The following is a 16,014-nucleotide window of genomic DNA, read 5'->3' on the forward strand; positions in this document are numbered from 1 at the left end:
CGAACTGCGGCTGACGTCTCACTTGTCGGGCATCTAGCATAAGACAACGATCCATACAATAGAGGTTGTATGACACTCAATCCGACTAAAATTATCACACAATGCTGCAATTTTCAGCTTGACGGACAAAGTTGTCCGCATCTAAGGTCGCTTTCAATCTAATTGTGTGACCATACAAGTCGGACGGCGTGCTGCTTGAGCGGGCCGGTACCGGGAGGACTAGGCATGGATCGCAAACATCAGACCGAATCGCCCCGTGGCCGGGATTGCGCACGATGACCGCCGGCCAGACCGTCGCGCTGGCGAGCGCCAACCGCGGCTTCGTTGAATTCGCCGACGTCGAGAAATCCTATGATGGGCGCAGCTTCGCGGTGACGCGGATGAACCTTGCCGTCGCGCGCGGCGAGTTCCTGACACTGCTCGGCCCCTCCGGCTCGGGCAAGACGACGACGCTCAACATGCTCGCCGGCTTCGAGCGACCGACCCATGGCACGATCACGCTCGAGGGCCAGCCGGTCGACCGCCTGCCGCCCTACCAGCGCAATATCGGCATGGTGTTCCAGAACTATGCGCTGTTCCCGCATATGACGGTCGAGGAGAATGTCGGCTTCCCGCTCTCCGTCCGCCAGGTGAGCAAGGCCGACATCGCGGCCCGCGTCGGCCGCGCGCTCGACATGGTGCGGTTGAAGCAATTCGGCGACCGCCGCCCGACGCAGCTTTCCGGCGGCCAGCAGCAGCGCGTGGCGCTCGCCCGCGCGCTGGTGTTCCAGCCGAGCCTGGTGCTGATGGACGAGCCGCTCGGCGCGCTCGACAAGAAACTGCGCGAGCACATGCAGCTCGAGATCAAGCAGATCCACACCATGCTCGGCGTCACCATCGTCTATGTCACGCACGACCAGAGCGAGGCACTGACGATGTCGGACCGCGTCGCGGTGTTCAACAATGGAGGCATCGCCCAGCTCGGCTCGCCGGACGATCTCTACAACACTCCGCAAAGCTCATTCGTCGCGAGCTTCATCGGCGAGAACAACACGCTGGAAGGCGTGGTCGACCGCATTTCGGGAGAACAATGCCGCGTCAGGCTGAATGGCGGCGGCGAGATCACCGCGCTGGCGGTTGGCGTGACGCAAGGCAGCGCCTGCCATGTCGCCATCCGCCCCGAGCGGCTCAGCCTGACGGCGTCCGCCAATGATGGCAATGCGCTGCCGGCAACCGTCGATGGGCGCATCTATCTCGGCGATCACCTGCGCCTGCTGGCCAGGCTCGCCAACGACCAGGTGCTGACCGTCAAGGTCGGCCCCGAAGCGACGATGGCAAACGGCGAGACCGTGACGGTCTCCTGCGCGCCCAACGATTGCCGCGCCTTTCCGGCCGATGCCGGAACGGGCGGCGCCATTCCAAAACAGGGGAAAACGCAATGACACAGTTGAGAACACGCCTATTCGCGCTCGCGGCGGCCACGGCCTGCATGACCATTGCCGGAGCCGCCTTCGCCGACGAATTGTCGATCATGGCGAGCGGCGGCGCCTGGCAGGACGCACAGCGCAAAGCCTGGTTCGAGCCGTTTTCCAAGGAAACCGGCGCCAAGATCCTCGAGCAGGAATATCTCGGCGATCTCGGCAAGGTCAAAGCCATGGTCGAGACCGGCAATGTGCCGATCGACCTGGTGACGGTCGAGACCGCGACGGTGCTGCAGGGCTGCGACGCCGGCATCCTCGAGCGGCTCGACTATTCCAAGATCGGTCCGCGCGACAAATTCATCGAAGGCTCGGCGCTGGATTGTGGAGTCGGTCTCGATGCTTACGGCGACATCCTCGCCTATGACCCGACCGTGCTGAAAGAAGCGCCGACCTCGGTGCTCGACCTCTTCGACACGACCAAATTTCCGGGCAAGCGCGCCATGCGCAAGTTCCCGGCGCAGAATCTCGAATGGGCGCTGATGGCCGACGGTGTCGCGCCGGCCGACGTCTACAAGGTGCTGGCCACGCCGGAAGGCGTCGACCGCGCCTTCAAGAAGCTCGACACGATCAAGAAGGACATCGTCTGGTGGGATGCCGGCGCGCAGCCGGCGCAGTTGCTGGCCTCCAAGGAAGTGGTGATGACCACCGCCTGGAACGGCCGCATCCAGAACGCCATCGACACCGACAAGAAGCCGTTCAAGATCGTCTGGAACAACCAGATCCTCGAATATGACATGATCAGCATCCCGAAGGGCGCGCGCAATCCGGAGCTTGCCTACAAATATCTCGCCTATATCAGCAAGCCGGAGAACAACGCCAAGCTCGCCAGCTACATCACTTATGGGCCGGTGCGCACCGATGCGGCGTCCTTCGTCGCGGCCGACGCGCTACCCAAGCTGCCCAACGCTCCCGATCATCTCAAGGGCGCCTATCTGGTGGCCGACACCGAGTTCTGGGGCGACTATGGCGAAGACCTCGTCAAGCGCTTCAACGCCTGGCTCGCCCAGTAGGACGGCGAAATGTCGGCGCTCCAGCCCAGCGAACTCGACCGGCCGACGCTGGCTCGCGACCGGTCAGCCGCCGACGCGGACCTGAAATCCGTGTCGGCGGCGCTCCGCCGCGCGGAATTCGGCGACCGGATGCGCTCGCTGCTTCTGGCGGCGCCGCTTCTCATCCTTCTGGCGCTGAGCTTCGGCATTCCGATCGTGCTGCTTTTGTCTCGCGCGGTCTATGATCCGACCATCGCGGATGCCTTGCCCAGGACGACCGCGGCCTTGGCCGGCTGGAACGGCCAGGGCCTTCCCGGCGACGATGCGTTCGCGGCGCTAGCGGCGGACCTGAAGGAAAACCAGGCGAAGGGCACGGCCTACGAGCTGGCGAAGGGCCTGAACGCGCGGCTGCCTGGCGCCCGCAGCCAGGTGCTGAAGACGGTGCGCAAGCTGGAAAGCGCGGACGGCCCGGCCGCGCTCGACGCCATGAAATCGGTGCCGTTTTGGTCGGCGCCCACGACCTGGCCAGCGATCCGGAGCGGCACAAGCAGCCTCACGTCGTTCTATCTGCTCAGCGCGCTCGACCTGCGCTGGAACGACGATGGCGGCATCGAGCGGGTGCCGCCCGAACAGGCGATCTTCATCCAGGTGTTTTTGCGCACCTTCTTCGTCGCCGCGTCGGTGACGCTGGCAACGCTGATCCTCGGTTTTCCGCTTGCCTATCTCATCGCCAACGTGCCGAAGGGGCTGGCCGCCATCCTGATCGTCGCGGTGCTGCTGCCGTTCTGGACCTCGATCCTGGTGCGCACCGCCGCCTGGACGGTGCTGTTGCAGAAGTTCGGACTGGTCAACGATTTCCTGCTTCTGATCGGTGTCACCAGCGACCGGCTCGACCTGATGTACAGCCGCATCGGCTTGATCATCGCCATGACGCATATCCAGCTGCCGTTCACGCTGCTGCCGATCTACAGCGTCATGCGCACCATCCCGGCCTCGCAGATGAAGGCCGCCTATTCGCTGGGAGCCAGGCCGTTCACCGCGTTCCGCCGCGTCTACATTCCGCAGGTGTTCCCGGGGGTGATGGCCGGCTGCATGCTCACCTTCATCCTGTGCCTCGGCTATTACATAACCCCGGCGCTGATCGGCGGGGCGAGCGATCAGCTCATCAGCAATTTCATCGCCAACTACGTCAATGTCGAGCTGAACTGGGAGATGGCGGCGGCGCTGTCCTTCATCCTGCTCGTCTTCACGCTGGCGCTGTTCGGCATCTTTGCCCGCGTCCTCGGCCTCGATCGCCTGAAGCTGGTGTAGCCCATGCTGCTCTCTCCCTATCCCACAACAGGCGAACGCATCCGCATCATGCTGCTGTGGATCTGGTGCGGGCTGGTCATCCTGTTCCTGCTGGTGCCGATCCTCATCCCGGTGCCGCTCTCCTTCAACAGCGGCGCCTTCTTCATCTTCCCGCTCGAGGGAATATCGACGCGCTGGTACGAGGTGGTGCTGGGCACGCAGCGCTGGCAGTCGGCGATCGGCAACAGCCTGATCGTCGCCCTTGGGACGACGGTGGTCGCCACAACGCTCGGCACGCTGACGGCGATCGCGCTGTCCGATGAGAAATTTCCTGGACGGCGCATCATCATGCCACTGCTTCTGTCGCCGCTGATCGTGCCAGTGGTGATCACCGCCGTCGGCTCGTATCTGTTCTACGCCCGCGTCGGGCTTGCCAGCACCTATGCCGGCATCATCCTGGCGCATACTGCCCTGGCCAGTCCCTTCGTGGTGGTTACGGTCGGTGCCAGCCTGACCGGCTTCGACCGCAACCTGATGCGCGCCGCGGCGATCTCGGGCGCTAGGCCGCTGACGTCGTTCTTCCGCGTCATGCTGCCGCTGATCCTGCCCGGCGTGCTTTCTGGCGCGGCCTTCGCCTTCGTCACCTCCTTCGACGAGGTGGTCGTCGTGCAGTTCCTGGCCAGCGCCAGCCAGCGCACCATGCCGCTCGAAATGTTCATCGGGTTGCGGGAGAAATTGAGCCCGGCAATTACCGCGGCGGCAACGTTGATGATGGGGCTGTCGATCCTGTTGCTCCTGGTCGCGAACATCCTGGCGCGGCGTGGGCGGAAGGCCCCAGCTTAACCCGCGACCAATTGGGCAGGAACGATCTCGCGGCTGACGCATTTTTGCTTCGCGTCAACAGCCGAGGGACCAGATGCGCATAGCCCATGTCGCGCCGCTCTATGAGTCCGTGCCGCCGAGACTCTATGGCGGCACGGAGAGGATCGTCTTCTACATCACCGAAGCGCTGGTCGGGCTCGGCCACGATGTGACGCTGTTCGCGAGCGGCGACAGCGAGACCTCGGCGCGGCTGGTGCCGGGGCGCGACCAGGCGATACGCCTCGACCCGCGGCCGAAGAAATCGGAGATCGCCGCGCATCTGGCGATGCTTGCCGATGTGCGAGCGCGCGCCAGCGAGTTCGATGTCATCCATTTCCATCTTAGCCACTTCGTGCATTTTCCCTTCTTCGAGCAGATCGCGGGGCGGACGGTGACGACGCCGCATGGCCGGCTCGACTATGTCGACCTGGCGCCGGCGTATAAACGCTTCCCGCGCTTCCCGATGATCTCGATTTCGCACAGCCAGAAGCGCGGCTTGCCCGACGCGAACTGGCTGGCCACCATCCATCATGGATTGCCGCTCGATGCCTACCAAGCGACTTATGAGCCGCGCGCCGAAGAACCGTATCTCGCCTTTCTCGGCCGCCTGTCGCGCGACAAGCGGCCGGACCGCGCCATCGAGATCGCGCGCCGTTCCGGGTTGAAGCTGAAGCTGGCGGCCAAGATCGGCGACGACGACCGCGCCTATTACCACGACAGCATCGAGGCGCTCATCGACGGCAAGCAGATCGAGTATGTCGGTGAGATCACGGAGGAGGAGAAGGCGGAGTTTCTCGGCAACGCGGCTGGCTTGCTGTTTCCCATCGACTGGCCCGAGCCGTTCGGCCTCGTCGCGATCGAGGCCATGGCCTGCGGCACGCCGGTGATTGCCTGGAACCAGGGCGCCTTGCCGGAGATCGTCGACGATGGCGTCACCGGCTTCGTCGTGGACAGCGTGGACGGCGCGGTCGCGTCGATGCCCGCGCTGCTCGATCTGGATCGGCGGCAGGTGAGGGCAGCCTTCGAGAAGAGGTTCTCGGCGACAAGAATGGCACGCGACTATCTTGCTGCCTATATGCGTCTGACCGGCATGCCGGAGGCCGAGGCCTCCTGACCTTGATGCCTGGAGCCGGGTGATTTCAGGCCGGTACGAGCTGAAAACTGAATGCGGCTCTAAGTCAAAGAGAGAGAGCATGATATCGTCCGAAAGCCGCTTCACACTTTTCGGCATCATGCTCTAGGGCGGGGCAAACGAAGAGGTGACGAATGATGGAGCTCGACGAGCGCAAGCTCGATCCCGCCGTGGCCCTTTCCTCGCTCGACGAAACGGCGCCACGGGAACCGCACCGGCTGTTCGCCCTCAAGCAGGGCGACTGCTTCGCCGTCGCCGACGCCTATGGCGACATCAGGGGCTCGGGCGACGGGTTCTTCCGCGACGACACGCGCGTGCTTTCCGAATTCCGACTGACCATCGGCGGCAGGCAGATGTCGCTGCTCGGCGCCTCGCTCAGCCAGGACAATGTCCTGTTCACGTCCAACCTCACCAACCTGCCGATCCAGAGTGCCGCAGGCCGCGATATCCCGCAGGGCGCGATCCACATCGAACGCGTCAGGCTGCTGTGGCAGGACAGGCTGTTCGAGCGCATCACGCTTTCCAACTACAGCCGCGAGCATTCGACCATCACCGCCTCGCTGCATTTTGCCGCTGACTTTCGCGACATGTTCGAGGTGCGCGGCTCGACCCGGGCGAAGCGCGGCACGACGCATGTCGCCAAGACGGAAAAGGAATCCGTCATGCTCGGCTATGACGGTCTTGACGGACTGCCGCGCCTGTCGGCGATCTCGTTCTCGCAGGCTCCCGACAAACTAAGCGACAACCGCGCCGACTTCCTGATCGCGGTGACCAAGCGCAGCAGCAAAGTGCTTTATGTCGAAGTCGGCCCGGAAGCTTCCGAGGCTCCTAATCGCGACCGGTTTCGGGCCGCGGCGGCACGGGCCCGCTTCGGCATGCGCGCCAAGCGGCGTCATGGCGCCACCGTGCACAGCTCGGGCCGCGTCTTCAACGATTGGGTCGAGCGTGCCCGCGCCGATGTGGCGCTGCTCACCACCGAGCTTCCGACCGGGCCCTATCCCTATGCCGGCATCCCGTGGTTCTCGACGGCGTTCGGCCGCGACGGCGTGATCTCGAGCCTGCAGATGCTTTGGCTAAATCCCGGCCTGGCGCGCGGGGTGCTGGCTTTTCTGGCCGAGCACCAGGCAACCGAAACGTCACCCTTTTGGGATTCCCAGCCCGGCAAGATCATGCATGAGACGCGCAAGGGCGAGATGGCGGCGCTGCGCGAGCTTCCCTTCGGCCGCTATTATGGCGGCGTCGACACCACGCCGCTCTATATCCATCTGGCCTCCGCCTATGCCGACCGCACCGGCGACATGGCCTTCATCGACAAATTGTGGCCTTCGCTCAAGGCCGCCGCCGAATGGACGGAGGAGGCGAGCCGCGCCACCGGCTTCGTCACCTACCAGCGCGCCGCCGAGTCGGGCCTTGCCAACCAGGGCTGGAAGGACAGTTTCGATTCGGTCTTCCATGCCGACGGCCGCATCCCCAAGGGACCGATCGCGCTGGTCGAGGTGCAGGGCTATGTGTTTGCTGCCTTCCGCGGCATGGCGGCGCTCGCCCGCCGCCGCGGCGAATTCGCGGACGCCGAGCACTGGGAGGGCCGCGCCGAGGAAATGCGGGTCGCCGTGGAACGCGACTTCTGGCTGGACGACATGAACTTCTACGCCTTGGCCATTGATGGCGAGGGCCAGCCCTGCGAGGTGCGCACATCGAATGCGGGGCACCTGCTTTTCGTCGGGTTGCCGCAACCCGAGCGCGCCAGGCTGGTCGCCGACCAGTTGCTGTCGGCCTCCTTCCATTCCGGCTGGGGCTTGCGGACGCTGGCCGACGACGCGGTGTTCTTCAACCCGATGTCCTACCACAACGGCTCGATCTGGCCGCATGACACGGCGCTTTGCGGCGTCGGCCTCGCGCGCTACGGCGAGCGCGACAGCGTGGTGCGGCTGATGAGCGGCACGTTCGAGTCGGCCGTGCATTTCAACATGCGGCTTCCCGAACTCTTCTGCGGCTTCGCCCGGGCGCCGGGCGAGGCGCCCATCGCCTATCCCGTGGCCTGCCTGCCGCAGGCCTGGTCGGCTGGCTCCACCTTCATGCTGATGCAGGCCTGCCTGGGGCTGGAGATCGATGGCTGGGAGGGCGAATTGCATGTCACGCGGCCAAGGTTGCCGATCGGCATCGACACGCTCACGATCAGGCATCTGACGGTCGGCGACAAGGCGATCGATCTCACGTTCCAGCGGGTCGGCGACCGCGTCGCCGCTTTCCTGTCCGACCGGCATGAGGGCCAGGTGCCGCTCATCGTGCGCACGTAAATAAAGCGCTGCAACCCCGCGTTCAACAATCGAAAAATGTCGGAACTGATCGCTGGCTTGCGCGTTCCCAACCTAACCCGGCTTGCCCGCCCGCGGCCGGCAAGAACGAAAACAATGAACGGACGGCCGGAGGCAACCTGGCATTTCAATGACACAATATGGCGCCGACCTGTTACTGGTCCTTATTCTCGCAAGCCTCGGACTGTCCGCACTAGCGATTTTCATTTCGATATCCCGGTACCGCCGCAATCACCCGAGGGCATCGGCCATGCCGGGTTCCGGCGACGACTTTGCCGCCGAGGCGGCGCGAAAGGTGCTGCGCGAATTCGAGAAGAACGGGCAGTCGGTCGACGCTGCCCTGGTGACATGGTCGCCGGACACGCTGCGCAAGATCCTCGCCGACGAGCTGCCGGAAGCGCAGGTGATCGTCGTCTCCAATCGCGAACCCTACATCCACAACGAGACAAGGGATGGCGACGTCGAGCTTGTCGTGCCGGCGAGCGGACTGGTTTCCGCGCTGGAGCCGATTACACGCGCCTGCGCCGGCACCTGGATCGCCTATGGCGGCGGCAGCGCCGACCGGACGGTGGTCGACGGAAACGATCGCGTGCAAGTGCCGCCTGGCCATCCTTCCTACACGCTGCGCCGGGTCTGGCTCAGTGACGATGAGTATCAAGGTTACTATCTCGGCTTCGCCAATGAAGGCCTGTGGCCGCTCTGCCATATCGCCTTCACGCGGCCGATCTTTCGCGAGTCGGACTGGGAGGCCTATGAAGCGGTCAACCGCAAATTCGCCGAGACGGTGGTTGCCGAGGCTCGTAACGAGCGGCCGATCGTCCTCGTCCAGGACTATCACTTCGCGCTTCTGCCGCGCATGATCCGCGAACGTCTGCCCGAGGCGATCGTCATCACGTTCTGGCACATCCCCTGGCCGAACTCGGAAGTGTTCAGCATCTGCCCTTGGCGCGAGCGCATCCTGGACGGCCTGCTCGGCAGTTCGATCGTGGGCTTCCACACCCAGTTCCACGCCAACAACTTCACCGAGAGCGTCGACCGCTTCATGGAAAGCCGCATCGAGCGTGCCGATGCCGCCATTTCCTATGGCGGTCAGGTGACGCTGGTGCATTCCTATCCGATATCGATCGAATGGCCGGCCGAGCTCCTGAAAGCTCTGCCCAGCGTCGAGGAATGCCGGCTGCGCGTTCGCAAGCGGTTCAGGATTCCAGCCGGCGCAAAGCTCTGCGTTGGTGTCGAGCGTCTCGACTACACCAAGGGCATCCTCGATCGCTTCCACGCGCTGGAGGAGCTGTTCATTCGCCATCCCGAAACGGTAGGCAATGTCGTGTTCCTGCAGATCGCCGCGCCGAGCCGCGGGACACTACCGGCCTACAAGCATCTGCATGAGGAATGCGTGCGCTGTGCCGAGGAGATCAATCAGCGCTACGGAAGCGAGTCCTACCGGCCGGTCGTGATGGTGGCTGAGCACCATTCTCAAGCGGCGGTCTATGAACTCTATCGCGCCGCCGACATCTGCCTGGTCACCAGCCTGCATGACGGCATGAACCTCGTCGCCAAGGAGTTCGTCGCATCGCGCGACGACGAGCAGGGCGTGCTCTTGCTCAGCACCTTCGCCGGCGCCTCGCGCGAGTTGCTGGAGGCGCTGATCGTCAATCCTTACGATGCAGCGATGATGAGCGAGGCCATGCTGCAGGCGCTGACCATGGGGCCGGACGAGCAGCACGAGCGCATGCGGCGCATGCGTGAGATCGTGCGTGACAACAATGTCTTTCGCTGGGCCGGCAGCATGCTGCTCGACGCGGCGCGGCTCAGGAAGCGCGGCGACTTGGATCGGGTCACTGCCTTATACGAGCGGCCGCCAGGCCCCACCGGGGACAATGTCGTTTCCATGTTCGAACGCAAACAGGCAGTCGGATTCCGATGAATAGTCAGGCAAACCTTACGCCGCCGCTTCCAGAAGGCCGGTGGGCGCTTTTCCTCGACATCGACGGCACCTTGCTGGAGCACGCGGCGCATCCAGACGCCGTCTCGGTCAGCGAGGAGTTGCGCATTCTCCTGGAGAGGATCGAGCGGCGGCTCGACGGCGCGCTCGCCTTCATCACCGGGCGCTCGATAGCTGCCGTCGACCATCTGTTCGCGCCGTTGAAGCTGCGGATCGCCGGCCTCTACGGGCTGGAGCACAGGCTTCTGCCGGATGGAAAGATCGAAGCCGCGGACGAGCCGGCGGATATGGCGGCGCTCGCCGACGAGATCGAACTGGAGCTGGCAAGCAAGGCCGTTTATGTCGAGCGCAAGGGGCCGGTGCTCGCCATCCACACGAGAGCAGCACCGCAGCTTCTGGCACGGGCGACAGAGCTGGTCGAGGCAGCGCTCACGCGCTTGCCTCAAGGCTACCGCGTCATCGCCGGCAACGCAGGCGTCGAGCTGATGCCGCTCGAGGCCGCCAAAGGCGCCGCGATCCGGCGCTTCATGCAGCTCGATCCGTTCACCGGCAGGCGCCCGGTGTTCCTCGGCGACGACACATCCGACGAGAACGGCTTCGACACGGTCAATGCCGCCGGCGGGATCTCGATCCGCGTCAAACCGCAGGGCGAGACGGCTGCCCGCTTCGCCATCGAGGATGTCGCCAGCGCTCTCGCCTGGCTCGAAGCCAATTTTGCGGAGCCGGCCACGCAAACGGCCAGCCGCAATCTCGTTGCCTGAGCAAGGCGCTGGCGGCTACTGCTGCTGCAGGCCCGTGATCATGGCGATGATCTCGTTCTTGTCGGTCTTCTTCGTCTCGCGCACGCCGATCTGCTTCCCGCGCCTCAGCACGCAGATGCGGTCCGAGAGCTTGAACACCTGGTCGAGGCTATGGCTGATGATCAGGATGCCGACATTGCGCTGCTTGAGCGACTGAACGATCGCCTCCACCTTGGCGGTTTCTGCAACGCCGAGCGCGGCCGTCGGCTCGTCGAGCAGGATCAGCTTGCTCGCCCAGTGCGTCGCCCTGGCGATCGCCACGCCCTGGCGCTGACCACCGGAGAGGTCACGGATGGTGGCGTGCGCGGAAGGGATGCGCACGTCGAGCTCCTTCACCAGTTTCTCCGTCTCGGCGATCATGCGGCGGCGGTCGAGCAGGCCGAAGCGGTTCAGCGGCTCGCGGCCGAGGAACATGTTCATATAGACCGTCTGCTGGTCGGCCAAAGCGAGGTCCTGATAGACCACCTCGATGCCGTGCGCGCGCCCCATGGTGGCGTTGGACATCGTCACCGGCTTGCCCTCGATCGTGATCGTGCCCGAGGAGGGGGTGTGCACGCCGGAGATGATCTTGACCAGCGTCGACTTGCCGGCGCCATTGTCGCCGACAAGCGCGACGATCTCGCCAGGAAGGACCTCGAGCGAGAAGTTCTCGATCGCGGTGATGCCGCCGAAGTTCTTGCGAATGTCCTGAAGCTGAAGAATGGGGGCGCTCATCGTCATCTCGTTCGTTGGAGCATGATCTTGTCCGAAAACCGGTTCCCACTTTTCGCTGACGCGGTCCTTCGGTTCGGGATCATGCTCTAGACAGGCCAGGCATAGGGCTCGCCGAAGCCGTTCTCGATCGTTTCGACCACAGGCTTGCCTTTCGAGATGCCTGAGACGCCGGCGACATAGGCGCGCGTGACGAAGGCCTGGCCCCGGAAGCCGAAGACGGCGCTGTCGCCGGGCCTCGGCGCGCTGGCGCCGGAAGCGTCGATCATGGCGTAGTAGTCGATCGCAGAAGGCGGCGGCACTTCGACGCTTTTCAGTGCCGACGCGGCGGTGGTCGGCTCGGCCGAGACGATCGCCTTGACGTCATAGTCGGGGAAGATCGGATCGATATAGAAGCCGCCGCCGAGGCAGTAGGCCTTGCCGCCCGATAGATGCGACACTTCGGTCAGGTAGAGCATGGCAGGCAGTTCCGGCAGGTCTTCCATGACATGCAGCGCCGTGGTGCCGTGCAGGCCGTTGCCGGGCTCGCACTGCGTGGCGCCGGCTTGCGCCAGCGCGGCCAGCATGACGCTCGACGTGGTGCCCGGCGCATTGATTTCGATCTCCTTGCGGCCCGCCTTGGCCAGCGCCTCGGCGGCCTTGCTCAGGGTCGCCAGATTGGGTGTCGGCAGCACTTTTCGCGCGGCATGGTCGAAGAGCAGGGCAGGGAAGGTGGTGATGCCGGCGAAGCGGCCGCCCGGAACGGCATCGAGCCGGTCGGCGACGGCGACGATCTCGCCTGCATCGAAGCCGCCTTCATGGCCGCGGTAAAAAATATCGCCTTCGGCGGCGATGCGGGCGAGCAGGCCCTGGACATAGCCGGCCGCCTTGGCGCCTTTGCCTGCTTCCTCGGCCTTGATGTCGTTGAAGACGGTCCAGTAATCCGGCTTGAACGTCCTTGCCGCCGCATCCGCTTCGAATCTCGCGATCTGCTGCAGATGGCCGAGATGGCCAAGCTTCATACCGGCCTTGCGGGTGGCGCGCGCGCAGGCCATGTCGACCGCGACCGCGCGTTCGATGCCGCCGCGCATCACCGCCTTGCAGAATGAGCTCGAGCGCCCAACCTGCTTGGTCATGGCGAAGATCTTCAGGCCGAGCCGATCGGCTTCCTGCTTGAGGAGCTTTGCATTGCGCTCGACCGTGTCGAGATCGAGCACATAGGTGTTGGCCGGCAGCTTGCCCTGCTGATGAAGGCCGATCGCGGCTTCGATGAAGGCAGGGTTGCGGCGGCGCAGAACGTCGAGAAACATGGAAGGATTCCTTCAGCGGGATTTGTCGCGCAGCGACACAGCGACAGCGGTGAGGATGATCAGGCCGCGCACGATCATCTGGTCGGAGACCGAAAGGCCCATCAGGATCAGGCCGTTGTTCAGCATGCCCATCATCAGCGAGCCGACGAGGGCGCCGACGATCGAGCCCTTGCCGCCATTGAGCAGCGTGCCGCCGACGATGACGGCGGCGATCACCGTCATCAGATCCGTTTCGCCGAGCGTGTATTTCGCCGCTTGCAGGCGCCCGGCGTAAAGCAGTCCGGCGAGCCCCGCGAGTCCGCCGCTGATGGTGAGAACGGCGAGCCTGATTTTCGGCACGCTGATGCCCGAAACGCTCGCCGCGCGGGCGTTGTCGCCGGTCGCCAGCACATGCGCGCCGAAACGCGTCTCGCGGTAGACGAGGTGGCCGACGGCGATGGCGATCACCGTCCACCAGATCAGCGACGGCACGCCGAGCAGCGAGCCGGAACCGAAAAAGCCGGTGAAGGTCTCATTGGTGACCGAGATCGAACGCAGATCGGTCATCGAGCGCGACACACCGGCGAACAGTCCCATCGTCGCCAGCGTCACCAGGAAGGATGGCAGCCTCACATAGGCGACCAGCGCGCCATTGATGAGGCCGATCAGGATACCGGCGCCCAGGCCGGCGACGATGCCCGCCGCCATCCCGTAGGAGGCAATGGTGACGGCGGCGGCGAGCGCCGCCACCGCCACGATCGAGCCGATCGAAAGGTCGATCTCGCCGGCCGACATGACGAAGACAAGGCCTATCGCCATGATCGTTACCGGCGCCGTCTGCAGCACGATGTTGGAGAGGTTGCGGACGGTGAGGAAGCCGCTGTCCCTCAGCATGAAGGCGAAGAACAGGAAGATCGCCAGGAAGCCGAGATAGACGACATATTGCTGCAGATTGAACCGGCTGGCGAAGCTTCCCACCTCGGTGCCGGTGTTGGCGCTGGTCATGTTCGATCTCCGATGGTGCGTGCTTCGCAGCCTGCCATGCCGTTTACTTCATGGCGTCCGCGATGGTCGCGGGCACATCCTTGTTAAGCGACTTCTTCCAGCCGTCCTTCACCGTCTCCTTGGTGACGGCGATGGAATCGACCGCGTAGAAAGGCTCGGCCTTCAGGCCGACCAGCGAACCTGCCGAGGCACGCGCCAGCGTCACGCCGATGGAGTAGGCCTCGTCGGCGACAAGGGCCGCGATGTTGCCGCCTTTGACCATGTCGAGCGCGGCCGGCTCGTTCAGGTCGAGGGTGACGATCTTGGTGTGCGTGTTGCCGGCGGCACGCAGCGCGGAGAGCACGCTCAGCGCCGGCTCGGCCCAGGTGACATAGATGCCGTCGAGATCCGGATGCTGGGTGATCATCGCCTGCGCGATATCCTCTGAGCGCGCCGGGTCGGCCATGCCGGCCTCGGCGGCGATCTTCATGTCGGGATAATCCTGCTCGATGGTCTTCTTGAAGGCGCCGTCGCGCTGGTTGGTGACGTAGAAATCGGCGTCGTGGAAGATGTAGCCGACCTTGCCTTTCTTGCCGAGCGCCTCGGCCATGGCGATGCCGGCCTTGTTGCCCATCTGGAAGAGGTCGTCCGAGACGATGGTGACGTAGTCCGTGCCCTGCTTGTAGCCGGCCGGGCAATTGTCGACGAAGCCGAGCCTGACGCCGGCCTGGCGGGCCGGATCGTAGACGGAGGCAGCGGTCGCCGGATCGACCGGCAGCGACAGGATGATCGACGGCTTCTTGGCCATCACCGTCTCGACATCGGCCTTCTGGCGCGCTGCGTCGAAGCCCGCGTCGGTCTGCGCCACCACCTCAATGCCGAGGCGCTTGAACTCGTCGCGCGCCCCGGCATTGACGGCGTTGGTGTACTCGCTCATCTCGTGCCAGACGAGGGCCGCGGTGAACTTGCCGGCGTTGATCTGCTGCTCCTGCGCCGCCGTCAGTGTCAGCGAGGCTGCCGGAACCGGCTTCTCGCCATTTGGGCCGGTGGTGACGCCTTCGGCAGCGAAGGCGTGAGCGGCGACCAGGCTCGCCAAAGCGGTCATGATACCCAATGCTTTGCGCATGTCGGTTCCCCTTTTTGTTCAGGAAGAGAGATCCGGCCCGGCAAGCCGGGCCGGAGCGTCGGCTTCACTTCGCAGCGTCGAGCACCGACTGCGGCGCGTCGCGGTTGAGCGAGTCCCTCCAGCCTTGGGAGACGTTCTCCTTGGTCACGGTCAGAGCCGGCGCGACGACGAAGGCGGGCGTCTGCTGGGCCAACAGCGACTTCATGCCGGAGGCGGCCATGGCGCGGCCGAGCTCATAGGCCTTGTCGGCGACGAGTGCGGCGACATTGCCGCCCTTGACCATGTCGAGCGCGACCGGCTCGGCAAGGTCGAGCGTCACGATCTTGGTGTGCTTGTTGCCGGCACCGCGCAGCGCCGAGAGCACGCCGTCGGCAGGCTCGGCCCAGGTCACGTAGATGCCGTCGAGATCGGGATGCTGCAGCAGCATGGCATTGGCCAGTTCCTCGGCGCGGGCCGGATCGGAGATGCCCTGCTCGGCGACGATCTTGATGTCGGGATAGTCCTTCTCGATCGTCTTCTTGAAGGACTGGTCGCGCTGGTTGGTGACGTAATAGTTGGCATCGTGGAAGATGTAGCCGACCTTGCCCTTGCCGCCGATGGCCTTGGCCATCGCATCGGCCGCCTGCTTGCCCATCTGGTAGAGATCGTCGGTGACGATCGAAGCGTAGTCGGTGCCTTGCTTGTAATCCTTCGGCAGGTTCGACAGGAACACCAGCTTGACGCCGTCCTTGACCGCCTGGCGGAAGGCTTCGGCGGAAGTGACCGGGTCGAGCGGCAGCGCCAGGATGACGTTCGGCTTGGCGGCGAGAGCGGTCTCGATGTCGCTGCGCTGGCGGGCGGCATCGAACTGCGCGTCGGTCTTGACGGCGATCGAGATGCCGGCGCGCGCGAACTCGTCGGTGGCGCCAGCGGTCACGGCATTGGTGAAGTCGGAAGAGGTGTGCCACAGAAGGGCCGCCTTGTAGCCCTTGTCCTTCAGCGCCGCGATGTCGGCATCGCTCAGCGTCAGGCTGGAACTCGGCGTGGCGGTCTCGCCCTGCGGTCCGACCGTCTGCGCTTGAGTCGCGCCGGCGGCGAGCATCAATCCGCCGGCTAGGGCGGCGCCAATCCATCTCTTCATCAGCATGTTTCAGTCT

General features: G+C 64.6%; 13 protein-coding genes. 8 read left to right on the forward strand and 5 right to left on the reverse strand.

Annotated elements, in window-relative coordinates; genetic code table 11:
• Positions 1-275 precede the first annotated feature (275 nt).
• The 8 genes from RFM41_RS28295 (at position 276) to otsB (ending at position 10,750) form a co-directional block, all read left to right on the forward strand.
• A complete protein-coding gene (locus tag RFM41_RS28295) occupies positions 276-1,421 on the forward strand; it encodes an ABC transporter ATP-binding protein (protein ID WP_320252695.1) in 1,146 nt (381 codons plus the stop codon).
• Entirely contained in the window at positions 1,418-2,470 is a 1,053-nt protein-coding gene (locus RFM41_RS28300) for an ABC transporter substrate-binding protein (protein ID WP_320252696.1), read from the forward strand. The genes RFM41_RS28295 and RFM41_RS28300 overlap by 4 nt, the downstream gene beginning before the upstream one ends.
• A 9-nt stretch (positions 2,471-2,479) precedes the next feature.
• A complete protein-coding gene (locus RFM41_RS28305) occupies positions 2,480-3,760 on the forward strand; it encodes an ABC transporter permease (protein WP_320252697.1) in 1,281 nt (426 codons plus the stop codon).
• Positions 3,761-3,763: 3 nt separating this feature from the next.
• On the forward strand, positions 3,764-4,582 hold the full coding sequence (locus tag RFM41_RS28310) for an ABC transporter permease (RefSeq protein ID WP_320252698.1): 819 nt from the start codon (positions 3,764-3,766) through the stop codon (positions 4,580-4,582).
• Positions 4,583-4,655: 73 nt separating this feature from the next.
• Positions 4,656-5,714 carry a glycosyltransferase family 4 protein gene (locus RFM41_RS28315; protein WP_320252699.1) on the forward strand — a complete coding sequence of 353 codons (1,059 nt, stop codon included), beginning with the start codon at positions 4,656-4,658 and terminating at the stop codon, positions 5,712-5,714.
• A gap of 152 nt (positions 5,715-5,866) precedes the next feature.
• Positions 5,867-8,029: an amylo-alpha-1,6-glucosidase gene (locus RFM41_RS28320; RefSeq protein ID WP_320252700.1), complete on the forward strand. Its 2,163-nt coding sequence runs from the start codon at positions 5,867-5,869 to the stop codon at positions 8,027-8,029.
• Between the two features lie 148 nt (positions 8,030-8,177).
• On the forward strand, positions 8,178-9,971 hold the full coding sequence (locus RFM41_RS28325) for an alpha,alpha-trehalose-phosphate synthase (UDP-forming) (protein WP_320252701.1): 1,794 nt from the start codon (positions 8,178-8,180) through the stop codon (positions 9,969-9,971).
• Complete coding sequence (gene otsB / locus RFM41_RS28330; RefSeq protein ID WP_320252702.1) at positions 9,968-10,750, forward strand: trehalose-phosphatase; 783 nt, start codon at positions 9,968-9,970, stop codon at positions 10,748-10,750. Before RFM41_RS28325 ends, otsB begins: the two co-directional genes overlap by 4 nt.
• Positions 10,751-10,765: 15 nt before the next feature.
• On the opposite strand, the gene RFM41_RS28335 is transcribed toward otsB, so the two are convergent.
• The 5 genes from RFM41_RS28335 to RFM41_RS28355 form a co-directional block, all read right to left on the reverse strand.
• Positions 10,766-11,509 (reverse strand): ATP-binding cassette domain-containing protein, encoded by a 744-nt coding sequence (locus RFM41_RS28335; protein WP_320252703.1) that lies wholly within the window; start codon positions 11,507-11,509, stop codon positions 10,766-10,768.
• Positions 11,510-11,589: 80 nt separating this feature from the next.
• Positions 11,590-12,789, reverse strand: a complete 1,200-nt coding sequence (locus RFM41_RS28340; RefSeq protein ID WP_320252704.1) for an alanine racemase — start codon at positions 12,787-12,789, stop codon at positions 11,590-11,592.
• Positions 12,790-12,801: 12 nt separating this feature from the next.
• Positions 12,802-13,773: an ABC transporter permease gene (locus RFM41_RS28345; RefSeq protein ID WP_320252705.1), complete on the reverse strand. Its 972-nt coding sequence runs from the start codon at positions 13,771-13,773 to the stop codon at positions 12,802-12,804.
• A gap of 43 nt (positions 13,774-13,816) precedes the next feature.
• Positions 13,817-14,878: a substrate-binding domain-containing protein gene (locus tag RFM41_RS28350; protein ID WP_320252706.1), complete on the reverse strand. Its 1,062-nt coding sequence runs from the start codon at positions 14,876-14,878 to the stop codon at positions 13,817-13,819.
• Between the two features lie 64 nt (positions 14,879-14,942).
• Complete coding sequence (locus RFM41_RS28355) at positions 14,943-15,998, reverse strand: substrate-binding domain-containing protein (RefSeq protein WP_430691569.1); 1,056 nt, start codon at positions 15,996-15,998, stop codon at positions 14,943-14,945.
• Positions 15,999-16,014: the final 16 nt, after the last annotated feature.

Origin of the sequence: Mesorhizobium vachelliae, from assembly GCF_033977325.1 — a bacterium.
Taxonomy (GTDB): Bacteria; Pseudomonadota; Alphaproteobacteria; order Rhizobiales; family Rhizobiaceae; genus Mesorhizobium; species Mesorhizobium vachelliae.